Raw genomic sequence first — 25,402 nt, forward strand, 5'->3', positions numbered from 1 at the left:
TATGGAAGAAAATAAACCCCTCCACAACGAAGAAGAAAAAAGTCCACCGTCAACAGACGACAGTCCACAGCAAGACCTGCAGTTAAATGTTCCTTCAACTGATGAAGCTAATGCCGAAGCTGAACAACCCATAACTCTTAACCTACCACCCGTAACTGAACAAGATATGGAAGTACATCATCATGCCCACGACCCTGCTGCACCACATCATAAGAAAAACTGGAAAAGTTATTTCTGGGAATTCTTAATGTTATTCCTCGCTGTGTTCTGTGGCTTTTTGGCAGAGTATCAGTTGGAGCATAAAATTGAAAAAGACAGAGCTGTAAAATTCATGCATGACATGGTGGAGAATTTAAAGTATGACACTGCACGATGTGGTTATACTTTAAACAGGAATGTGGAGGCTGGATTGAGATTAGACTCCTTCCGGACAGAAATATTTAAAGCTATACAGGGTAACATTGATGGTAACAGATTGTATGAACTTTGGTATAATAACCGCAGTGCATTTGCTGTAACATTTAATGAAGCGGCAATAACACAACTGAAAAACTCAGGGCATCTCCGACTTATAAATAATGATTCGTTGGTGAATAAAATACTAACCTATTATGAACGAAAGGTAAGTTCTACTGATGTCAACAGACTTATTCTTAGAAGCATAGGCGAAGAACGAGAGCAAGTATATCAAAGGTTCTTTAATTTCCGCTATATGGATGAACTACTCAAAGAGGAATGGCAAATGGAAAAAATTAAGCCGGATTCTTCAATGAAAAAGTTAAGAGCAATTTTTTCCAGCAATCCTCCATTACGTTTACTGAAAGAAAGCCCGGAAGAATTGCAGGTATTGTACAATAGTGTAGCCAGGTATGAGGACGGATTGAAGAACTACAATGCTTTTTTACGTTGGACAAAAGAAAGTGCCGAACAATTAATTGGTGACATAAATCAGGAATATCATTTCAAAAAATAATGGAAGAAAACAAACCCATTCACAACGAAAAAGAAAAAAGTCCACCGTCAACAGACGACAGTCCACAGCAAGACCTGCAGTTGAATGTTCCTTCAACTGATGAAACTAATGCCGAAGCTGAACAACCCATAACTCTTAACCAACCACCCGTAACTGAACAAGATATGGAAGTACATCATCATGCCCACGACCCTGCGGCACCACATCATAAGAAAAACTGGAAAAGTTATTTCTGGGAATTTTTAATGTTGTTCCTGGCCATTACACTTGGCTTTCTTGTAGAAAATCAACGTGAGCATTATATAGAACACCTCCGAGCAAAGGAGTTTGCAAAATCATTAATAAAAGATTTGGAAAGCGATAAACTGTCATCAGATTTTCATCAGATAAAGTCGGAACGCTACATTGTTTTTGTAGATAGCTTGCTTCAGGTTTCTAAAAGAAATCTGGAGGGTAGAAATGCTGCTGCATTTTCCTTTTACACCCGATTTTTATACTGGACCGAAGCATTTTCGTGGAACCGGGCCACGTTTGAACAAATTAAAAATTCGGGTAGCCTTCGTTATTTTAAGAACTATCCGTTGTTAGAAAAATTAATGAAGTATGAAGCCATGGTAAACCAAACGGAAGCAGAATTCAGTAATCATCAAACAAGAGGCAATACTTTATTGAACAGCATTAATGAAATTATCGACCCGTCTTACCACCAGCTTTTATCTAAATACAGAATTGCATCTATTGATTCGTTGTCATCGGCATTAATCGAAAATTACCTTTCAATTAAAACGGAATCTCTCGAACCAAAAAGGGATAAAATAATGGTACTGTTGAATATGGCCATAGTACAGCAACGAAATCTTCGTTTTAATATTGATATCCGGTTAAAGCCGACGAAGTTGCTGGCTGATGAATTGATAAATGAACTTAAGAATGAATATCATCTGAAATAAACTATGGAAGAAAACAAATCCATCCACAACGAAGAGGGAAAAAGTCCACCGCCAACAGACGATAGTCCACAGCAAGAACCGCAGTTGAACGTTCCTTCAACTGATGAAACCACTGTGCCTGCTGCTGAAACAATTGCTGAAGCAGACCAACCCATAACTCATAACCCATCACCCGTAACTGAACAAGAAATGGAAGTACATCATCATACCCACGACCCTGCTGCACCACATCATAAAAAAAACTGGAAAAGTTATTTCTGGGAATTTTTAATGTTGTTCCTTGCTGTGTTCTGTGGCTTTTTAGCAGAGTACCAGTTGGAGCATGTAATCGAAAACAGCAGGGAAAAACAGTTCATCAGATCTTACATAGAAGATCTGAAAACAGATACGGCTTCCATCAACCGAAATCTTGCTTACCAACTATCAAGAAAAGAGCAGTTGGATTCCATGATGCTTTTTCTAGAAACACAAACGATCAAAGGTAATGAGAGTGAATTTTATTATTTAGGAAGAGTTCTTATACGAACCAGGCGTTTTCAACCAAGCGACAGAACAATTACCCAGTTAAAAAATTCAGGAGCATTAAGGCTTATCCGGAATGAGCAGGCAGCGGACAGCATCATCAGTTATCAGAAACTGGTTGAAACAATTCTTGGCAATATAGCAGATGAACGGGATGAGCGAAGAGATGTTGATCCGCTAATGTCACTCATATTTGATCCTTATGTTTTTGATAAAATGCTGGACGATAACAACATCATACATAAACCTGCGGGTAATCCGCCGCTGCGTTCATATGATGCTTCGTTGCACAAGGATTTAGCTTATCGTATTCATCAATTAAAAGGAAGTAACAGGATTCTTGATACGAGGCTCACACAATTGCATGCAAAAGCAGCAGGTATTATTAGCTTTTTACAAAAAGCATATCATCTTGAATAAAATTATAAGACATGAAACAACTTTCTTTTCTTCTTCTGACCATGTTCCTTATTCTTAGTTGTACTTCCAACAAACAGCAACGCTCTGCAGAAACATTTTACATGCCTGCAGAGTGGGAGCAACATGATGCTGTGTGGCTCGGTTGGGAAAGGGACAGTTTACGTGGTTATTATCCTGCTGTTGCAAACATCATCAAAGCATTGGCGGGAAATGTTGCGGTGAAGATTGCTTTTAACAATGATACGTTACTGCAAAAAGCAAAAGCATACCTCGCATCGCAGGGAATAGATAGCAGTATGTACAAAAGTTATATCATGCCCGGTGATCGTTACTGGATAAGAGATCATGGTGCTGCTTTTTTAATAAATGGAAAAGGAGAATTAGGTGTTGCAGATTTTGCATGGAACAGTTATGGTTATCCCGGATTCCTGGAAGTAAAGTATAGCGGTAATAAAGACAGTGTTGATCATTACCTGAATCTGCGTAAAGAATTCCGGATGAAAACGGCAAAGGTTGACAGCCTGATGGCTGTTGCTGAAGGCGCAACAATTTTAAAAACAGATGTAAAACATGAAGGTGGCGCCATTGAAGTAAATGGAGCCGGTACATTGATTCTTTGCGAAGCAACTGTTTTTCAGCGCAACCCTGATCTGAAAAAAGAATACATTGAAACAGAGTTTAAACGTGTGCTTGGCGTTACCAATATCATTTGGGTGAAAAAAGGATTGGCTGATGATCCGCAGAATTTCTTTCGTCGTATTGCTCCCGGTTATTATGGTGGCGGAACAGGTGGACATACCGATGAGTTTGTACGCTTTGCCAACGAACACACCATTATGCTTGCATGGGTTGATGAAAAAGAAAAAGATCTCAATCCCATCAATCAAATGAATTATGAACGCATGAATGAGAATTACAACATTCTTAAAAATGCAAAGGACCAGGATGGGAAATCGTTCACCATTATAAAAGTTCCATTGCCAGACTTGATTACCAAGAAGATAAAGGCAAGGGAAAAAATTGATTCACTCGAAGTAACATTTGATGTGGACATGAAGAGTTTTGTTCCCGCAGAAGCACCGGCTGTTGGTGACAGTATTTTACGTGTACCCGCAGGCAGTTATATGAATTACCTCGTAACAAATAAAACCGTGTTGTTACCCACTTACACAGCTCATGGTTCTTCAAAAGACAAAGAAGAACAGGTGCGGAAAATTTTTGAAGAGCAATTTCCCGGAAGAAAGATCGTGTTCATTGATGCCATCATGCAAAACTGGAGTGGCGGAGGTATTCATTGCAGTACACAGCAACAACCGAAGAAGAAATAAAAGAAAACTGTTTACTTTAGTAAAAACGCATTCGAAAATTAATGAGTATCGAAACAACTACTTCTTCCAGCAAGCAAACTCCAACACTCAAGCGTGCTCTTGGTGTAGGCACGGGTATTTTATTAGTTGCAGGTATGATGATCGGTTCAGGTGTATTTAAGAAGATCGTTCCCATGGCACAAACGGGGTTGAGTGAAGGATGGATTATTCTTGCATGGATCGGTGCAGGTATCATTACCATGTTTGGTGCGTTTACCATTGCCGGCCTTGCCAATTTAACCGAAGAATCAGGTGGTGTGTATGAATACCTGCGGCTTTCATTTGGTAATTTCTTTTCCTTTCTTTTTGGGTGGACCGATTTTACAACCATTGGTTGTGCATCCATTGCTGCACTTGGTTTTATTTTCGCTCAAACGGTGAATGTATTTGTTCCATTAGGCAACCCGTTTCAATCGTTGGAACATCTTTCAATTGCAGGGTTTATTTTTCCTTTTGCGGATAGTGGCATCAAGTTGCTGGCCATTGCAGTGATCGTATTACTTACATGGGTCAACTATCGTGGTGTACAAAATGGCGGTCTTATCAACAACATCATTACATCAGCCAAAATACTCGGCATCCTGTTACTTATTATCCTTGGATTATCTTACTCAGGTACAGGTGCAGCACAACAGGTTATTACAAACGAACCGACAGAGGAGTTACATGGTATGGCCTTATTCAGTGCAGTGCTGGCTGCTATGCTTAGTGCGTTTTGGGCCTATGATGGTTGGAGTAATATTTCGTTCATTGCCGGTGAAATAAAAAATCCGAAAAGAAATATTCCCATAGCGATCATGAGTGGTGTTGCCATTGCCATGCTGTTATATGTTTTGGTGAATGTGGCTTATATGCATGTACTTCCGCTACAAGCTTTAAAAGCAGTTGAACAAAGCCAGATCGGTGCGGCGGTGGTTGCAGAAACATTGTTAGGCAACGTGGGTCAAACGCTTATTGTACTGCTCATCATGATCTCGGTATTTGGTGCCATCAACGGAATTATTCTTGCACATGCACGCATCTATTACCGCATGGCTCAGGAAAAGTTCTTCTTCAAAAAAGCAGCGAACGTACATCCCGTATATCGTACGCCTTCTGTGGCCTTGCTTTACACAATGATCTGGAGTTGTATTCTTGTTATATCAGGCACATTCGACATGCTCACGAACATGGTGATCTTTGCCGGTTTTCTGTTTTACAGTTTGGTGGCAATTGCATTATTTAAGATGAAACGCAACGGAACCATCAAAGCAAAAGTGATCGGTTACCCGGTTATTCCTGCGTTCATTACCTTGTTTTCTATTGCGTTACTTATTAATACAGTTGTTACAGAACCAAAGCAATCGCTGATCGGTTCAGGACTTGTGCTAAGTGGCGTATTTTTTTACTTTTACTTTAAAGCAAAAAATAAATAACACTTGCAAATCTGTCGGTTTTTTTGTGGATGAATTTCGTTTGCGTTTTAATCCCGTATTCAATTGAAAACCGGATAAGTTTGGTTATCTTCCTGCATATAAAACCAGACCCTCAGTCAAACCAACCCAAACCTTATCAAACCCTGATCCCAACCTTAAACTGCACAATACTGCTTCTGAAAGTTGTACATATTATTGTGTAAAGTGAAAGCGCATCCATTGTAATTAATAAACCAAAAAACATGCGCCCAAAATCAACCTTCCGCAATTCCTTACTTGCAGCAAGTGCGTTGTACGCAATGTTTTTCTTATCTGCACAATACTTTTTTACGATCACTATACAAAACAACAATCTGTACAACAGGCATTACTCTTTGCAGTATAAAGGCTGAATCAATTCATTATGAAAGCAAGATCCATCAAAGGAAATTCAACTGAAGAAATAAAAAATGCATTGCAACAAAGCATGGCCGATGGCTATCAACCAACATTAGCCATTGTATTCATGTCTGTTAAACAAGACAGAGAAGCGGTTTCCAAATTATTGGACGATAATGGCATTCAGATTTTTGGTGCTACTACAGCAGGCGAATTTATTGATGGCGAAATGGAAGCAGGCAGCATCGTCATTCTCTTGCTCGACATGAATCCAACTTGTTTTAAAATTGAATTTTTGGAAACAAGCCAGGAGACAGCTTTAGAAGATGCAATCAAACTTGGTATTGCCGGAAAAGAAACATTTAACAGCCCTGCATTTATCATCGCAAACAGTGGTGTGGCTTTAGATGGTGAACCATTTGTTGAAGGTATTATACAAGGTTTTGGAAAACATACTTCATCGCCGGAAAAGGAAGTAACCATATTCGGAGGGAAAGCAGCAGATGATCTGGCACTTGAATCAACCTTTGTTTTTACCAATGGAAAAAGTAATAACAGTGCACTGGTAGCACTCATTATTGATGAAGATAAAATAGATGTAAAAGGAATCGCTACCTGTGGCTGGAAGGCAATTGGCACTACAAAAACTGTTACGAAAAGCGAAGGCAATATTGTGTACACCATTGATGATAAACCGGCATTGGATACGTTGATGAATTATCTCGGTGTTGAAATAAAACAGGAAGGCAACAAAGACATTGTAACATTTCTAAGCTCCTGGTATTATCCGTTGCAGGTGGAGCGTGAAAATGTAGATCCTGTAATACGAACCGCCATGTTTGCAAACCGTGAAGAACGTTCGCTTATTTGCTCCGGAAAGGTACCGCAAGGATCAAAGATCAGATTTTCACTTCCACCCGATTTTGATTCCATTGATACAGTTGTTGCAGATTGTAAAAGCATTAAGGAAAATGCACAGCAGCAAGCCGAAGCTTTGATCATGTTTTCATGTGTAAGCAGGCATTTATCGTTTGGAGCTGTAATGAAAGAGGAGATAGAACAGGTTCAACAGATCTGGGATGCACCCATGGCAGGCTTTTTTTCCTATGGTGAATATGGAAAATCCAAAACCGGCAGATATGACTATCATAATAACACATGCTGCCTGGTGGTACTGAAAGAAAAATAGCATCACTTTTTTATCATACATCAAAACCCAAAATTTTCAATCATGCAAAACGTAAACATTATTCAAGACATGTATCAGGCTGTGGCCACCGGCGACTTTCCGGGTTTTTTAAACGGCATGGACGCAGCTATTGAATGGAACGAAGCAGAGAACTTTCCTTATGCAGACAACAATCCTTATATCGGGCCGGGTGCTGTTGCAGCAGGTGTGTTTGGCCGTATTGCTGCCGATTGGGAATACTGGACCTTGTCTGATCATGAGTATCATGAAACAACCGGCGACAAAATTATTGTAACCGGCAGGTACAATGCAAAACATAAGATCACAGGGAAAGTTATCAAAGCCCAGTTTACACATATCTGGACGCTAAACAATGGTAAAGCAACAAGCTTCCAGCAATATACCGATACGAAACAGGTTACAGATGCAATGAAATAATAGCATCAACAATTAAAAAAATCAAGCTCTACCATGCAGGCAAAATCAATAAAAGGAGTTTCAATAGAAGAAATCCAATCCGCCGTACAACAAAGCATGTCCGATGGTTTCAAACCAACATTGGCTATTGCCTTACTGTCCATTAAACAAGATCGCAATGCCATCTTCAAAATATTAGATGATGCAGGCATCACCATTTTTGGGGCCACTACCAATGGTGGTTTTATTGATGATGAAATAGAAATGGGTTCTGCGGCCATCATGTTACTAGACATAAGCCGGGATTACTTTACTATTCTTTTTGAAGAATACCCCGATAAAAACTACCGGGAAGTAGCCACAGGCATGGCTACAAAAACGCTGGAACGGTTTGCTCATCCTGCATTTCTTATTGCCGGCAGTAATATGGAAACGGATGCAGAGCAACTGCTTTTTGGTTTCGAAGATGTAATAGGTAAAACTGTAAACATACATGGCTGCATGGCGGGTGATGATTTTAGTTTTAAGGAGCAATTTGTATTTACCAATAATAAAGAAACCAGCAGGGGCGTCGTTATGCTGGCCTTTGATGAAGACAAAATTAAACTACGGGGTCGGGCCATCTGTGGTTGGAAAGCAGTAGGTACGGTAAAAACAGTTACAAAAAGCGAAGGCAATCATGTGTATACAGTGGATGATATACCGGTGCTGGACCTTACAGCAAAATATGGCGGACTAACAATAAAAGATGATGGCGGCTTTTCCATAGAAGTAGCAGCACAATTTCCTTTGCAATTGCAACGAGAAACCGGCGACCCGGTAATGAGGCCCGGTCTGATGATTGACTGGACCGACCACTCTTTTTATTGTAGCGGTGCGGTTCCCCAGGGTTCCAAAGTTCGTTTTTCGTTGCCACCGGATTTTGATGTAATAGAAAAAGTAATTGAAGGGTGCGAAGATTTGAAAGCAACCGAAATACCTGATGCAGAAGCGTTGATCATATTCAGTTGCGCAGGGCGGTTTGTTTCGCTGGGGCCGCTTATCAATGAAGAAATAAAAGGCATGAGCAAAGTGTGGGATGTGCCGATGGTCGGCATGTTCAGCAATGCAGAACTGGCAAGGGCTACCGGTGGAAATCTGGAAATGCACAACTTAACGGCCTGTTGTGTGGCGATAAAAGAAAAATAAATGAATCAGCATTTACAAAACATATTGAGTTTAATTCAACAGGATGAAACGCTAACCGCTGAATACAAAGCTGCGATCACAAAATCGTTGAAAGATGCTGATAAAGAATTAGAGATAACTGCCTTCAAACTTGACCGTACCGAAAAAGTAAAACGTACCACTGCTATTTTATTGGAAGAAACCATTGAAGAGCTGGACCAAAAACGAAAAGCCATTGAAGAAACAAACGAAGCATTGACCAAATCGCTGGCGGAATTAAAAGCTGCACAGGCACAGTTGATCCAATCCGAAAAAATGGCCAGCCTCGGTGAACTCACTGCAGGTATTGCACATGAAATTCAAAACCCGTTAAACTTCGTCAATAATTTTTCGGAAGTAAGTACAGAGCTGGTGGATGAAATGAATGATGAAATCGAAAAAGGAAACATAGAAGATGTAAAACAAATAGCAAAGGATTTAAAACAAAATCTTGAAAAAATAAACCATCACGGCAAGCGTGCTGGTGATATTGTAAAAGGCATGCTGCAACACAGCCGCAGCAGCAGCGGACAAAAAGAACTCACCGATATCAACGCATTGGCCGATGAATATTTACGGTTAGCGTATCATGGTTTGCGTGCAAAAGACAAAACATTTAATGCAGCCATGAAAACAGATTTTGATGAAACGATTGGCTTGATAAAAATTATTCCGCAGGATATTGGTCGTGTAGTGCTCAATCTCATTACTAATGCATTTTATGCAGTATCAGAACGGAAAAAACAACAGCCTGAATTATACGAACCCGTTGTTTCAGTCAGCACAAAAAAATTAAATGACCGCATTGAGATCCATGTAAAAGACAATGGCACCGGCATTCCACAAAAAGCACTCGATAAAATTTTTCAACCCTTCTTCACCACCAAACCCACAGGACAAGGAACCGGTTTAGGATTGAGTTTGAGTTATGATATTGTAAAAGCACACGGCGGTGAGTTGAAAGTAGAAACAAGAGATGGAGAAGGAAGTGAGTTTATTATTCAATTACCAGATTCGTTATAACAATGAAGCACCCCATCATCCTACTTCTTTTTGTATCCGTTTCCTTTGCTGCGAAAGCTCAGCAAACATTGCCCGACAGTTTAAAAACAGCCTTTCAACTGGCTTCGAATGATTCTGTAAAATTTAAAGCCTCCAGAGCCATCTATACGTTTTACGAAGAAACCAACCGGGATTCTGCACTTCGCTATGCAGAGCTACGTTATGCCATTGCAAAAAAATACAATCGCAGGATTGAAGAAGCGCATTTGCTAGGACAAATGGCATATCAACAAATATATCTTGGTCGTTTCAGTGAAGCATTAACCAATCTTACAGAAGCTGTTCAAATTGCAACAGAAAGCAAAGACGCAAACACCTGGGAACTTACTGCTTTTAATACGCCGGGAAAAAGCCGCCAGGTTACTTTATCAATGCTCAATCATATGCTCGGCCACCTGAAACTGCAAACAGGAAGCACTGAAAGTGTACACTATTTCAAAGAAGGGAGAAGAATTGGTATAGAAATCGATAATGCCTTTCGGGTTACTGTTGCCGATATGTTGCTGGCCACAAATTACATGCAGTTAAATGAGCCCGATTCTGCTTTGCTTTATGCAAAGGAAGGTGAAGCGTACGGCATTCGTGGCGGCATTTCAAAATACCTTTCCAATATCTATTCTGTTATAGGAGATATCTATTGGCAAAAACGACTTGACACAACAGCATTGAACTATTATCACAAATCGCTTCAATATGCCATCCCCGAAGCAAACTTTACTGTTGTTGCCGGTGTATATGAAAGCCTCACTAACTACTATAAAACAAATGGAAATGCCGATTCATCGCTACATTATGCATCTAAAACCTTTGCAGTAGTTGAATCACTTGGCGCTGTAACTACATTCTGGTCCAGAGATATAAACCTTGGTAAGGTATACCAGAATCTTGCGACGGCTTATTTGCTAAAAAGAAATACCGACAGCGCCAACAAATACCTGCAACTTGCAATAACGGTGAAGGATAGTTTAACAACCAATAAATTAAGCAGACTTTCAGCCTTTCAACGTTTAACATTAGATGAACAAATCCGGTTACAGGAAGAAGAAAAGAAACGAACAGAAGCCGAAAACAAACGGCGAATGTATATCCTGTTTGCAGGCATTGCTGTGGCCATGATTATCATTTTGCTGATCTACCGCAATAACCGGCAAAAACAGAAAGCCTATGATCAGTTACAAATGCAAAAAGCAGAAACTGATCTGCAGAAAGAAAAAGCAGATACTGCTTTGCAGGAATTAAAATCAACACAGTCCCAACTCATCCAATCCGAAAAAATGGCAAGCCTTGGCGAACTCACCGCAGGTATTGCACATGAAATTCAAAATCCGTTAAACTTCGTCAACAATTTCAGTGAAGTAAGTAATGAGTTGATCGATGAAATGAATGTAGAATTAAACAAAGGAGATATTGAAGAAGCAAAAGCGATTGCAAATGATGTAAAACAAAACTTAGAAAAAATAAATCATCACGGTAAACGGGCCGATGCAATTGTAAAAGGGATGTTGCAGCATAGCCGCAGCAGCAGCGGGGCAAAAGAACCAACCGACATCAATGCATTGTGTGATGAATACCTCCGCCTCTCTTATCATGGTCTGCGTGCAAAAGACAAAACATTCAACGCAACATTGAAAACTGATTTTGATGCAGGCGTCGGCAACATCAACATTATTCCGCAGGATATCGGAAGAGTAATTCTGAATTTAATAACCAATGCATTTTATGTAGTGAATGAGAAATCAAAGCAGGGAATTGTGGACTATGAACCTACTGTTTCAGTGAGTACAAAAAAAGCGAACTCAAAAATTGAGATCATTGTAAAAGATAATGGCAACGGAATACCTGATTCTATCAAAGAAAAAATATTTCAACCATTCTTCACCACCAAACCAACGGGACAAGGAACGGGTTTGGGATTGAGTTTGAGCTATGATATTGTAAAAGCACATGGTGGCGAGTTGAAAGTGGCGACGAAAGAAGGAGAGGGAAGTGAGTTTACTATTCAATTACCTTTTTAAAAAATGGAGTTATGAAAATATATTTAGTTGCCCGTTGGCCCATACTGGCTGCCAGTATTGCTGGTATTTGCTTTATGTTTTTTATAGCCGCAGCACCCGCTGTTCCTGCAGCACAAGCACCATTTGCTGAAAAAGGCCTTTTTGAATCGGATGCTATTTTGAATCTCACGTTGAAAGGAAACTTGCGGAATTTATTAAATGACAAATCCGACAATCCAAAGAACTTTCCGTTAGTTCTTTCCTATTCCAATGAAAATAACAATCAACTTGATCTTCCGGTTGAAGTAAAAACAAGGGGTCATTTCCGCAGAGTATTGGGCAACTGCACTTATCCTCCCTTACTCATCCAATTTCCAAAAGAAGGCTCACATCTCAGCTCCATTTTCAAAGAGCAACGGAAATTAAAACTGGTGATGCCATGCAAGGGAGATGAATACATTATCCGTGAATGGTTGGCCTATAAAATTTATAATCTTGTTACGCCAAAAAGTTTCAGAACAAGATTAGTGAAAGTAACATTAGAAGATACCAGAACAAAGAAAACAGCTTCGTCTTTTTATGGCATCCTGCTCGAAGAAGAATCGCAAATGGCAAAACGAAACAACTTGATTGCTGTTGAAAAAAAATTACAGCCGCAGCAAACACAGCAAACTGAATTTTTAACGATGGCTGTATTTCAATACCTGATAGGCAATACCGATTGGTCCATTCAATATATGCAGAACATCAAGCTGCTGGCAAAAGATGAAACTGCTGTTCCCTTTGCAGTGCCCTACGATTTTGATCATGCAGGTATTGTAAGTGCTCCTTATGCATTACCTCCCGAAGAGTTGCACATGATTTCGGTTCGTCAACGCCGTTACCGTGGTTATTGTGTAAATGAGCTGACCATATTTGAACCGGTAATTGCACATTATAATCAATTGAAACCGGAGATCTATAAACTGTTCACAAATTGTTCTTTCATTGATGAAAAATATCTGAAAACTGCAACAAAGTATTTAGATGAATTTTATACAACCATCAACACAACCAAAGCGTGGCAAAAAGAATTTGCTTATCCCTGCGATAAAACCGGAACTGGAAATGTGATTATTAAAGGACTGAAAGAAGATTAAAATGAATCTAACTACGAAACAGGAAAATGAAATACTGCAGGTGTACCACGCCTATTGGGATAACTATATCAAAGGTGATGTAGAAGCAATGCATCCATTACTTGCGGATGAATATACACAGGTAGGCAGTGCAGAGAGTGAAGTATTCTTTAATAAAAAAGATGCTGTTCAATTTCTGTATGATACCATTGAACAGGTAGCAGGAAAATTAGAAATGCGGAACCGCAAAACAATATTAGAACAGCAGGAGCATTCGATTCTGATACATGAGTTCTGCGATCTCTATGCGTTGGCAGATGGTAACTGGATTTTTTATTCCAAATTCAGGGCATCCTCATTGATGCAGCAAAAAAATGATAGCTGGAAAATCATTCATCAACATTCTTCTTTCCCGGATACAAAAACAGAGGATGGTCAAAACATTTCCATTGATAAAATAGCAGAAGAGAACCTTCAACTGCGTGAAGCAATCAAGCGCCGCACTGTTGAACTGGAACAAAAAAATCGGGAACTGGAAATTGAAACCTCATTAGAAAGAGTGCGGGCCGAAGCAATGGGCATGAAAAAACCGGATGATATTCTTGCTATCTGCAAAGTAATGTTTACAGAATTGCAATCACTCGGTTTCTCCCAATTAAGAAATACGCTGATTAATTTTTGGGATGATGACAGCAGTTCGTTAATTGATTATGATTATTCAGATGAAACAGGAGGACATAAAGCCATCCTTTCATACAGCAGTCACCCTGTTTTTGAGCAATTCCAGAAAAAAATCAAAAACTCTCAAGATGCGTTTGCTGAATTGGTTGTTACAAAAGACGACTTGGAAAGTTGGAAACAACGGCGCCGTGATAGTGGTGAATATGAAGATCCCCGACTCAATCAGATAGATGCATTGTATTATTATTTCTATTCCATTGGTGTTGGAGCCATCGGCATTTCAACCTTCAAATCCATTACAGATGAGCAACTGAATATTCTGAAACGTTTCAGAAATGTGTTTGATTTTGCTTACCGTCGATATGCAGATGTAACGCAGGCCGAAGCACAGGCAAGAGAAGCACAGATACAATTAGCACTGGAAAGGGTGCGTGCAAGAAGCATGGCCATGCATAAAAGTGAAGAGCTGGCAGATCTCTCACTTGAATTGGTGAAGCAGGTACAGGCTTTAGGAGTAGCCACGTGGTTTTGTGCATTCAATATAAACGATGAAGATCCCAACAGTTCACTGGAATGGGGCAGTAATGGACAAGGTACGTTTCCGCAATACAGAACGCCACGAGAAGGAGTTTTTCTTCGTTACTTTAATGCAGCACAAAATGGAGAAACTTTTTTTATAAACGAGATCGGTGAAAACGAATGTCCTGCTCACTATGAGTATTTATGCAGTTTGCCCGGTGTGGGAGATCAGTTATTGCAAATGAAAAATGCAGGTATTCCTTTTCCTGCTTCGCAAATTGATCATGTAGCTTTTTTCAAATATGGCTACCTACTCTTTATCACTTATGAACCGGTTCCCGAAGCGCATGAAATTTTTATGCGTTTCGCAAAAGTATTTGAACAAACCTATACCCGTTTCCTTGATCTGCAAAAAGCAGAAACACAGGCAAGAGAAGCAAAGATAGAAGCGGCGTTGGAAAAAGTTCGGTCACGATCTCTAGCAATGCATAAAAGTGATGAATTAAGTGAAGTAATTGCCGAGGTGCAAAGAAAATTTCAGGAGTTGGACATTTCCATGCAATCAAGGGTAGCGGTCGTTGTTGTTTTTGATAAAAATTCAAGAAATTTTAATCAATGGGTGGCTTCCCCTGACTTTTCTAATATTTACATTTCAACGCCCTACTTTCAAAACCCGATTTTAGATGATTTTTGGTCTGCTAAAGAAGGTGGAGTTGACTTTTATAGTAAAGCATATTCATTGGAGGTAAAAAATAGTTATTTCCAATTCTTTTTTGAAAATTCTACTTATGAAAATGTCGAGGGGCTTGAAGAACAGAAAAAATGGCTTTTTGAACAGGAATTTTATTCTTATTCACCGGCTTTCGAAAAAAATTCAAGTATTGGTATCGCAGATTTTTCCGGGAAGTCATTAAATGAAAGTGATAAAGAAATAATAAAGCGTTTTGCAAAAGTTTTTGAACAAGCTTACGTACGCTTTCTTGATCTGCAAAAAGCAGAAGCACAGGCAAGAGAAGCACAGATTGAAGCAGCTTTGGAAAGAGTGAGAAGCCGTAGCATGGGAATGCAAAAAAGTGAGGAACTTAAAGAGGTAATAAAAATTGTTTACCAGCAACTGAGGCAATTAAATATTCATCTTGACCACGCCGGTTTTGTTGTTGACTATAAGCCGAAAGGAGATTGGCATTTCTGGATTGCGGATGAGCAGGACATTCCTTCTAAAATAACGCATCCCTATTTTGAATCTGTTTGGGCAAATCAATTTAATGAAGCAAAAGAAAAAGACACACACTTCTTTGCTACCCATTTGAATTTTGAAGAAAAGAACAAATTTTATAAGGAGCTTCTCTCCTATGTTCCCGGTTTACCGGAAGCATCAAAAGATTTTTATTTAAACTGCCCCGGTCTTGCCGCATCTACTGCTTTATTAGAGAATGTTGGATTGTATATCGAAAACTTTTCAGGAACTCCTTACACCGATGATGAGAATAATACATTGCTGCGTTTTGGAAAAGTATTTCAACAAACCTATACCCGTTTTCTTGATTTACAGAAAGCAGAAGCACAGGCAAGAGAAGCGCAGATAGAAGCAGCATTAGAAAGAGTGAGAAGCAGAAGTATGGCCATGCACAAAAGTGATGAGTTACTGGAAGCAGGTGAAATACTTTTTTTAGAAATGCAAAAGCTCGGCATTGAAAGCCTTACAGCCGGTTACGTATTAATTGATAAAGAAGAAAAAAATGGATTGAATTACACACCACATCCGGGTACAAAAAAAATAATGCCCGTGCCTGTAATCATTCCGCATAATGAAACCATTCATATGCAACAGGTGGTGGAGAACTGGAAAAAAGGAGATTCTTCTTTCATAGTTGAAATGGATGAAAACGAAACCATCAAACACCAAACGTTTATTGCCGAACGAAGTACAAATTTTCCGTTAAGCGCAGCAGAACTGATTGCCATTTCGCCTGCAAAATTATTTCTGCATAATTTCTATTTTAAAGAAGGGTATATATTGATAGTTGGCGGCACAAAATTATCTGCGGAGCAAACAGATATTATGTTGCGTTTTGCAAAAGTGTTTCAACAAACCTATACCCGTTTTCTTGATTTACAGAAAGCAGAAGCACAGGCAAGGGAAGCAAAGATCGAAGCTGCTCTCGAGAAGGCAAGGGCACGAACCATGGGTATGCAATCAAGCGATGAGTTACCTGAAGTAGCCAACGTATTATTTTTGGAAGTGCAGGGATTGGGTATTCCCGCCTGGAGCTGCGGGTATAATATTCTTGCTGAAGATAAAACCTCAGCTACCTGCTGTATGAGTAGTGAAGGAACATTACAAACACCATTTAAGCTTCGCCTGTATGGTGAAGCATCCTTTGCTGAAATGGGTGATTTTCTCCGTAGTGAACAAACAATGCTGGTGCAGGAACTCGGTGGTAAAGCCTTAGAAGAACACTATGCGTTTATGAAATCTTTTCCTGATCTGAAACCGACGTTTGATCAGATCGATGAACTGGGACTATCGCTACCTACGTATCAGATCAACCATCTCTGCAAATTCACGCAAGGTTTTCTATTGTTCATCACGTATGAAAAAGTTCCTGACTCACATGATATTTTCAAACGCTTCACAAAAGTGTTTGAACAAACCTATACCCGTTTTCTCGATTTAAAAAAGGCAGAGGCGCAGGCAAGAGAAGCACAAATTAATCTGGCTGTAGAAAGAGTGAGGGCAAGGGCCCTGGCGATGTTTCAATCTGAAGAAATACTTTATGTCGTGCACAAGCTCAAAGAAGAGATCATGAGTTTAGATATCCCCAATGTTATCGCCGCCACCATTCATCTCAAAGAAAACGATGGCAGATGCAGAATATGGGATATTACGTCCATTGAAATAAATGACGAAGCATTGCAACATCCAATGGATATCCGATTCAGGCTTGAAGACACCGACCCTACGTTTTTTATGAGAAGGATCTGGGGCAATACAGCCAATTACTTTGTAGAAATGCAGGATGAAAATGATTTACAATGCACCATCCAATGGCTTCGTGATATCGACCGTAATCAACAGGCGGATGAAACCGAACAGTTTATTGCAAGTACTAATCTCAAACAGCTTTATCACCCTACCATCCAGTTAAACAATGGCAGGATGGGCATCGATTTACTGGAGAAACCGGCTCCTGAAATCGAATCGATCTTAGAGAAAATGGGTGCTGCATTTGACCTGGCTTATACACGCTTTCTCGATCTGCAAAAAGCCGAATCGCAAGCCCGCCAGGCAAAAATTGAAACGGCATTGGAGAAAGTACGTGCAAGGGCACTGGCTATGCAAGAGCCCGAAGAATTGACAGAAGTAGCCAAAGTACTTCGGCATGAAATGGGTTTATTAGGAGTTGAAGAATTAGAGACCTGCAGCATTTTTATTCATGATGAAACAATGAACCGGACAGAATGCTGGTATGCATTAAAAGACAGCAGGTCGGAAGAAAACAAATTAGTCAGTGATCATTTTCCGCTGCAACTGCACGACACATGGGTAGGAAGAGAAATGAAAAATTTTTATAGTTCTGATTCAAAACAGGTTTCCATTGTGATGCAGGGAGCCAACCGGAAAGAATGGATCAACTACTGCGAAACAAAATCCATTTCATTGCAGGGGTATTATGGACAGAGTATACCCGACCGAACCTACCATCTCTTTAAATTCTCACATGGCGCCATTGGAGCTGCGTCAGCCGGCGATATATCGTCCGAAAGCTGGGATCTGTTGCAAAGAGCAGCTTCCGTTTTCTCATTGGCTTATTCAAGGTTTAAGGATTTAACACAGGCAAGGTTTGACTTGCAACGATTGAAGGAAGAAAAACAAAAAGCGGAAACAGCTTTGTCAGAACTGCAAACCACCCAAAAGCAACTCATCCAATCAGAAAAAATGGCATCACTCGGTGAGCTCACCGCAGGCATTGCACATGAAATTCAAAACCCGTTGAACTTCGTCAATAATTTTTCTGATGTGAGTACGGAGTTGATCGACGAGATGAACGAAGAGATAGCGAAAGGAAATTTAGAAGATGCAAAACAGATTGCAGAGGATCTGAAACAAAACCTTGAAAAGATCAATCATCATGGTAAACGTGCCGGTGATATTGTAAAGGGGATGTTACAACACAGCCGCAGCAGCAGTGCTACCAAAGAACCAACAAATATTAATAAACTGGCAGATGAATATTTGCGGTTAGCTTATCATGGTCTGCGTGCAAAAGACAAATCATTCAACGCAACATTGAAAACTGATTTTGATGAAACGATTGGTAACATCAATATTATTCCGCAAGATATTGGAAGAGTGATTCTCAATTTAATTACCAATGCTTTTTATGTAGTGAATGAAAAATCAAAGCAGGGAATTGCAGGTTATGAACCTACTGTTTCAGTGAGTACAAAAAAAGCGAACTCAAAAATTGAGATCAGCGTAAAAGATAATGGCAAAGGCATACCTGATTCTATTAAAGAAAAAATCTTTCAACCATTCTTTACCACCAAGCCCACCGGGCAGGGAACAGGATTAGGTTTGAGTTTGAGTTATGATATTGTAAAAGCACATGGAGGTGAGATGAAAGTGGAAACGAAGGAAGGAGAAAGAAGTGAATTTATTATTCAAATACCTATTGTCTGAACCATGGACCTGCCGGCAGGCAGGTTAACAGGATTAAAGGATTACACGGATGAATAACATAAACGAAATCAGTGCAATCCATCCACCCGTGAACATCCGTGATTCAGACACCTATGATATTGTGAAGGCACATGGCGAAGCATAAATTGTTAAAACAGAAAAAGGTGTTGATTCAATTACCAGCAAAATAAAATAATGTATGAAGAATATTTTTTTGCTTTTTTTAGTATGGGTTTTTATGGGCAAATATTCATTTGCACAGCTACCACAATTCAATTTGCAGGTAGATGAAAAAACGCAACACTTTGGTCAGGCCAATGCATTGATACAGGATCAGCAAGGGTATATCTGGTTTAGCAGTTTTACAAAAGGCCTTGTAAGATACGATGGCAAAACTTTTAAAACATTCAGACATGATCCAGAAAACTCAAATACTCCTGCCAGCAACTTCATTATTTCTATGGCATTAGATCCTTCGGGTAAAATTTGGCTATCACCCGTGGGTAGTGGACTTGATAGGTTCGACCCTGTTACCAACAGTTTCACACACTTCAGGCACAACAAAGCTGACCCCAAAAGCATCATTTCCGATACTGTTTTTAGTGTTGTAATTGATCATACCGGTAAGCTATGGATAGGAACAAATAAAGGGTTAGAAAAATTCGATGCCAAATCCAATAGCTTTATCCATATTCCAACAATCGTTCAGGAAAATTCAGCTAACCGTGGTATATCAGTTTTTGTAATCTACGAAGACAAAAAAGGAATCATCTGGTTTTCTAGCGGTGACCCATCTAGCAATGTACCTGAAAATGGAGGGCTTTTTCGGTTGGATCCTGCTACGGGTAAACAAACTTTTTACAAAGCAGATCCGTTAAATCCGGACTGCCTCATTCATCCATTTGTTTCTTCCATTTTTGAAGACAGTAAGGGTAATTTTTGGGTAGGTACAAGCGGAAACGGTTTACATACGCTCAACAGAGAAACAGGGAAGTTTACAAGGCTTTTGTTTGACCCTGCAAAACCGGAAAAATTAAGTTCACCAATTAAAAACGACAGTACTGATGCCATTACTTTTATAAGTGAAGATTACGCAGGTAAAATTTGGATTGGATCGTATGCCAACGGTATCAATTGGTATGACCCCAAAGAACAACAGACCTATCATTTTGGGATACCTCAAAGCAAAAAAAATATATCATCATTTGAAAAGGACACGATAACAGGTTTTAAAGAAAATGGTGCCCTTCGTATACTGATAGCTGCCGATAGTACAACTTGGATTGCCGGTATTACAGGCAATATTTATACAGTATCCTATGGCAAAAAATCAATTCCTTATTACCAGAATAAAAAAGCAGTCAATGCATTTTATCTGGAGCCAAATAATAATATTCTTTGGTTTGGTACGGAATCAGGGCTTGTACGAAAGGATCTTGCGGCTAATACCTTACAATACTTGACGCATGATTCAAAAAATTCCAACAGCATCAACCATAATTCAGTTGTAGCCATTCAACCCGATGAAAATGGTAAGCTATACATTGCTGCTCATGTGGGGGGGCTTGATCTTCTAGATCCGGAAACAGGAAAATTTACGCACATCAAACCTGTAAATGCAACCCGGGGAAATACCCTGGATTCACTTCACAGCATTTTTATAGAAAACAAACAATACCTGTGGTTGGGAGGTGAACATGGTTTGGCAAGAGTTGATCGTTCTACTAATCAGTTCAAAGTGTATCGTTTCAACGATGAAGATAAAAAGGGTATCAGCGGTAACACTGTTTACAGTATTACCAAAGACAAAAACAACCATTTATGGTTTGCTAATTTTGGCGGAGTAGATAAGTTTATTAGCGATAGTAATTATTTCAAACACTATTTGAATGGTTACATTGTGAAAGCTGTATTAACCGATGCAAAAGGCATTGTATGGGCAGGTACTGATGTTGGCTTGTTTCTGTATGATGAAGCAAAAGACCAATTTGTCCCTTTTAATTCTCCCAGTTTTCCAACAGGTATAGAGTCGATACTAAACATACTAGAAGACGATCAGCAAACACTTTGGATTACAACAGCTAATGCTATTCTAAAAATTAATGCCAACCGGGAACGTGTTCAAATGTTTAATGCAGACTATGGCATTTTTTCGTCCAATTGGAATTGGTTGAATAATTATAAAGCATCAGATGGTCGTTTATTCATTGGTGGTCACAATGGGTATTACATGTTTAATCCCGAAGAGATTAATGTAAGCAGCCCTGCACCTGTATTGAATTTTACTCAACTCAGCATTGGAGGCAAAGAGATATTTCCAGGTGAAGATGGTGTTCTTAAAAATCCGATTTGGAAAACAGAAATAATCAACCTTCATTTTAATCAAAACTCATTTTCAATTGATTTTATAGCGCTCAATTATAATTCTTCCGAAGCTATCAAGTATAGCTATCAACTCGAAAACTTTGATAATGGCTGGAATAATCTGCTAACAGAACACAAAGCTTCATTTTTCAATGTACCTCCTGGTAAGTATATACTTAAAGTAAGAGCAATCAATAGCGAAGGTTCTGTAACAGAAAAAACAATAACTATTATTATCTCTCCGCCCTGGTGGAAAACCTGGTGGGCTTATGGTTTATACGCTTTGCTATTTATCCTGTCAGGGTATTTCATTTACAAGTACCAAAAATATTATATCGTAAAAAGAGAAAGGGAAAGAACACAGCAAAAAGAATTAGAACAGGCAAAAGAAATTGAGAAAGCATACAAAACGCTTCAGGCTACGCAGGCTCAATTGATACAGTCAGAAAAAATGGCAAGCCTTGGTGAGCTTACTGCAGGCATTGCACACGAAATTCAAAACCCGTTAAACTTCGTCAACAACTTTTCGGAAGTAAACAAGGAATTGCTTACAGAAATGAAAGAAGAAATGGAAAAAGGAAATCTGGATGATGCAAAAGCAATTGCCGATGATGTGATCAGTAACGAAGAAAAAATTATTCAGCATGGAAAACGGGCCGACTCAATTGTAAAAGGAATGTTGCAACACAGTCGTTCAAGTTCCGGACAAAAAGAACCAACCAACATCAATGCTTTGGCTGATGAATATTTACGCTTGGCGTATCATGGTCTTCGTGCCAAAGACAAGTCGTTCAATGCAAGTATGAAAACAGAGTTTGATGAAAGCATTGGCAACATCAACATTATTCCACAGGATATTGGAAGAGTGATTTTGAATTTGATCACCAATGCGTTTTATGTAGTCAATGAAAAATCAAAACAAAACATGGCAGGTTATGAACCAACTGTTTCGGTAAGCACAAAAAAAATGGATGATACGGTAGAAATAAAAGTTGCCGACAACGGCAATGGCATTCCTTTAAAAGTGTTAGACAAAATTTTTCAACCATTCTTTACCACCAAGCCAACAGGGCAGGGAACGGGTTTAGGATTGAGTTTGAGTTATGATATTGTAAAAGCACACGGTGGTGAGTTGAAGGTAGAAACGAAAGAGGGCGAGGGAAGTACGTTCATGATTCAATTACCAATTGTCTGAATCACTGATTAAAAGAACGAGTGGATCACACAGATGAATACCGGCAAAATGCTGTGATATTTTGTAACGCATGCAAAAAAATTCTATCGGATAAATAACTGAACAATGTTTTCATCTTCCGTCATTTTTATTTATATTTCATATGTTTTAATCATCCAGCCAAAATCTGCATTATTACCATGAGAAAAGCCTTTGTATGGTTCGCCTTCCTCATTATTTCTGTTTGTTGCCAGGCTCAGTCGTTTGAGATTGAACGGCTGCGGAAACAAATACAGGAACATCCGCAGCAGGATACGTTTCGGGTAAACCGCCTGAATGAAATTTGCAACGCCAGTCCCATGATCTCTGTTGATGAGATGGAAAAATTTGCTGCCGAAGCGTTGATGCTTTCCCGTAAGCTGAATTATACAAAAGGCGAAGCGTATGCACTTCTCGGCACAGCAAGAGTAACAAATCGTAAAGGTAATAAGGCCGCAGCGCTAACATTGCTTCAGCAAACCGATTCAATTGCAAAACAAATAGGCGACCAGCCCTTGCAATGGTGGGCGATGGTACGATCCGCCAGTTTGAACAACGAAGATTACAGGCTTATCCTTTCCGAATCAATAAAAGCGGAAGCTTTTGCGCAGCAAATCAACAACAATGAATTAATAGCGAGATCGCAGAATCAAATTTCATCTTTTTATTTTTCACTTGGTGATTATGCACTTGCCCTGGAATATGGTATTAAGGCCCTGAAAAAAGCCGAGACGCTGAATATTCCTCTTATTTTATATGGTAGTTATGATAACCTGTCAAGCATCTATTCATTGATTGGAGAGTACGATAAGGCGAATGAGTATCTTCAGAAACAACCAGGTTTGATCAAGCAGCTTGGATTAGGCAACGAACAGCTGGCTAACTTATACAACGCCTTAGGTGAAAATGCCCGACTGGCAAAAAAATATCCCGAAGCCATTGGTTATTACAAACAGTCAATTGCTGCAACAAAAAATATCTATTCTATTGCAATTGCAAACAGCAACCTCGCAGATGTATATGTAAATCTTGATAGCCTACCACTTGCTTTTCAATATGCTGATCTGGCAAAAGCAGGTTTTATAGCAGCAAATAATTCTGAAGCTGATTCATGGGTAGAAAGCATCCTTGCCCGTGCCTACCTGAAAAAAAATATGCCCGACAGTGCCTTGTATTATGCAAAAGCAGGCTACGACAACGCTAGCCAAACAGGAATTATGGAAGATATCCTCAGCACTTCCAAATCGATGGCTGATGCATATGCACTCAAGAATGATTATAAAAATGCTTACCTCTATTTTAACCGCTACATCAACAGCAGAGACAGCGTGATTGGTGCAGAAGTAAAAAATAAAACGACTGTTCTTGAGCATAATTTTGAAATGGAGAAAAAAGAAGACCAGATCGAATTATTAAATCAACAAAAAAAATCACAACGGTTTTTTCTTATTAGTGCACTGATCGTACTGGGACTTATTCTCATTTCAGCCGTTCTGTTGCTTCGCAATATCCGGCAAAAGCAAAAAGCCAATCGAATCCTGCAACAGCAAAAACAGGAAATTGATGAAAAGGCAAAAGAGTTGGCATTGCAAAAAGATAATCTTGAAAAATCGTACAACAATGTAGAGTTACTTGGCGAGATAGGCCGCAAGATCACTTCTTCACTTTCCATCGAAAAGATCATTGGAACTGTGTACGACAATGTAAATACATTGATGGATGCTTCTATTTTTGGTGTTGGCATTTATCACGATGATACAAAAACGATCGACTTCCCCGCTACGTATGAAAACGGAAAAGCATTAGATGCTTACAGCAATTCCATTTACGATCAAAACCGGTTTGCCGGTTTGTGTTTTATCAGCGGAAAAGAGATCATCATCAACGACCTTAGTACAGAGTACAGTAACTATCTGCAAAATATTCCAACTCCAATTGCCGGCGATCAGCCCGCTTCACTGATTTATTTACCGTTGAAGGTGAAGGAAAAAATGTTTGGCGTTATTACTGTACAAAGTTTTCAAAAAAATGCATTTACCGACTATCATGTAAACATGTTGCGCACCATTGCTATTTATGCCGCCATTGGTCTGGAAAATGCAGAATCGTTTAAAAAATTAAACGAAACAGTTAATAACCTCAAGGAAACGCAGAAGCAACTCATTCAGTCAGAAAAAATGGCGAGCCTTGGTGAACTTACAGCAGGTATCGCACATGAGATTCAAAATCCGTTGAATTTCGTGAACAACTTTAGTGAGGTGAGTACTGAGCTAACCAGAGAACTGGTTGAAGAAGTAGAACAGGGAAATACAGAAGAAGTGAAATCCCTTGCAAAAGATCTGATCCAGAATCTTGAAAAGATCAACCATCATGGTAAACGTGCCGACTCGATTGTAAAAGGTATGCTCCAACACAGCCGCAGCAGCAGCGGCCAAAAAGAGTTGACCGATATCAATGCGCTGGCAGAAGAGTATTTGCGCTTATCGTATCATGGGTTGCGTGCAAAAGACAAATCGTTCAATGCCAAATTTGAAACTGACTTTGATGCATTTGTTGGTAAGGTGGAAGTTATAGCGCAGGATATTGGCCGTGTTGTTTTAAACCTCATCAACAATGCGTTCTATGCAGTGAATGAACGCAAAGCGCTCCAACAGGCAAAAGGCGAAGAATACACACCTACTGTTATTGTACGCACCAGGAAAACTACGGATGGTATTACGATCTCTGTAACAGACAATGGTAACGGCATTCCCAAAAAAGTATTAGACAAAATATTTCAACCCTTCTTTACCACCAAGCCTACCGGCGAAGGAACGGGATTAGGTTTATCGTTGAGCTATGATATTATACGAACACATAGCGGCGTACTCAATGTGGAAACAAAAGAAAATGAAGGAACCACTTTCAACATTCAACTACCAATTTAAACT

Annotated in this window: 15 protein-coding genes; all 15 read left to right on the plus strand. The window is 39.5% G+C overall.

Annotated features, from left to right (window positions below; all coding sequences use genetic code 11):
- The first annotated feature begins 1 nt into the window (after position 1).
- The 15 genes from WG989_RS04995 (at position 2) to WG989_RS05065 (ending at position 25,399) form a co-directional block, all read left to right on the plus strand.
- The gene (locus WG989_RS04995) at positions 2 to 973 is read left to right on the plus strand and encodes a hypothetical protein (RefSeq protein WP_340427773.1); all 972 of its coding nucleotides are present in this window, start codon (positions 2 to 4) and stop codon (positions 971 to 973) included.
- A gap of 80 nt (positions 974 to 1,053) precedes the next feature.
- Positions 1,054 to 1,923 (plus strand): hypothetical protein, encoded by an 870-nt coding sequence (locus WG989_RS05000; protein WP_340427774.1) that lies wholly within the window; start codon positions 1,054 to 1,056, stop codon positions 1,921 to 1,923.
- Positions 1,924 to 1,926: 3 nt separating this feature from the next.
- A complete protein-coding gene (locus WG989_RS05005; protein WP_340427776.1) occupies positions 1,927 to 2,865 on the plus strand; it encodes a hypothetical protein in 939 nt (312 codons plus the stop codon).
- Between the two features lie 11 nt (positions 2,866 to 2,876).
- Positions 2,877 to 4,193, plus strand: coding sequence for an agmatine deiminase family protein (locus WG989_RS05010; RefSeq protein ID WP_340427778.1), 1,317 nt, complete (start codon positions 2,877 to 2,879; stop codon positions 4,191 to 4,193).
- A gap of 41 nt (positions 4,194 to 4,234) precedes the next feature.
- Positions 4,235 to 5,647 carry an APC family permease gene (locus WG989_RS05015; protein ID WP_340427780.1) on the plus strand — a complete coding sequence of 471 codons (1,413 nt, stop codon included), beginning with the start codon at positions 4,235 to 4,237 and terminating at the stop codon, positions 5,645 to 5,647.
- Positions 5,648 to 5,889: 242 nt separating this feature from the next.
- The gene (locus WG989_RS05020) at positions 5,890 to 6,039 is read left to right on the plus strand and encodes a hypothetical protein (RefSeq protein ID WP_340427781.1); all 150 of its coding nucleotides are present in this window, start codon (positions 5,890 to 5,892) and stop codon (positions 6,037 to 6,039) included.
- A gap of 11 nt (positions 6,040 to 6,050) precedes the next feature.
- The gene (locus WG989_RS05025) at positions 6,051 to 7,214 is read left to right on the plus strand and encodes an FIST signal transduction protein (protein ID WP_340427782.1); all 1,164 of its coding nucleotides are present in this window, start codon (positions 6,051 to 6,053) and stop codon (positions 7,212 to 7,214) included.
- Positions 7,215 to 7,256: 42 nt separating this feature from the next.
- Positions 7,257 to 7,652, plus strand: coding sequence for a nuclear transport factor 2 family protein (locus tag WG989_RS05030; protein ID WP_340427783.1), 396 nt, complete (start codon positions 7,257 to 7,259; stop codon positions 7,650 to 7,652).
- Between the two features lie 33 nt (positions 7,653 to 7,685).
- Positions 7,686 to 8,819 carry an FIST signal transduction protein gene (locus tag WG989_RS05035; protein WP_340427784.1) on the plus strand — a complete coding sequence of 378 codons (1,134 nt, stop codon included), beginning with the start codon at positions 7,686 to 7,688 and terminating at the stop codon, positions 8,817 to 8,819.
- Positions 8,820 to 9,860, plus strand: coding sequence for a sensor histidine kinase (locus tag WG989_RS05040; RefSeq protein ID WP_340427785.1), 1,041 nt, complete (start codon positions 8,820 to 8,822; stop codon positions 9,858 to 9,860).
- Between the two features lie 2 nt (positions 9,861 to 9,862).
- On the plus strand, positions 9,863 to 11,914 hold the full coding sequence (locus tag WG989_RS05045) for an ATP-binding protein (protein ID WP_340427786.1): 2,052 nt from the start codon (positions 9,863 to 9,865) through the stop codon (positions 11,912 to 11,914).
- 11 nt (positions 11,915 to 11,925) lie between these two features.
- Positions 11,926 to 13,032: a hypothetical protein gene (locus WG989_RS05050; protein WP_340427787.1), complete on the plus strand. Its 1,107-nt coding sequence runs from the start codon at positions 11,926 to 11,928 to the stop codon at positions 13,030 to 13,032.
- A 1-nt stretch (position 13,033) separates the two neighbouring features.
- On the plus strand, positions 13,034 to 18,895 hold the full coding sequence (locus WG989_RS05055; RefSeq protein ID WP_340427788.1) for an ATP-binding protein: 5,862 nt from the start codon (positions 13,034 to 13,036) through the stop codon (positions 18,893 to 18,895).
- Between the two features lie 199 nt (positions 18,896 to 19,094).
- Positions 19,095 to 22,454 (plus strand): sensor histidine kinase, encoded by a 3,360-nt coding sequence (locus WG989_RS05060; RefSeq protein WP_340427789.1) that lies wholly within the window; start codon positions 19,095 to 19,097, stop codon positions 22,452 to 22,454.
- A 179-nt stretch (positions 22,455 to 22,633) separates the two neighbouring features.
- A complete protein-coding gene (locus WG989_RS05065; protein WP_340427790.1) occupies positions 22,634 to 25,399 on the plus strand; it encodes an ATP-binding protein in 2,766 nt (921 codons plus the stop codon).
- The last annotated feature ends 3 nt before the right edge of the window (positions 25,400 to 25,402 follow it).

This window comes from Lacibacter sp. H407 (assembly GCF_037892605.1).
Classification (GTDB): domain Bacteria; phylum Bacteroidota; class Bacteroidia; order Chitinophagales; family Chitinophagaceae; genus Lacibacter.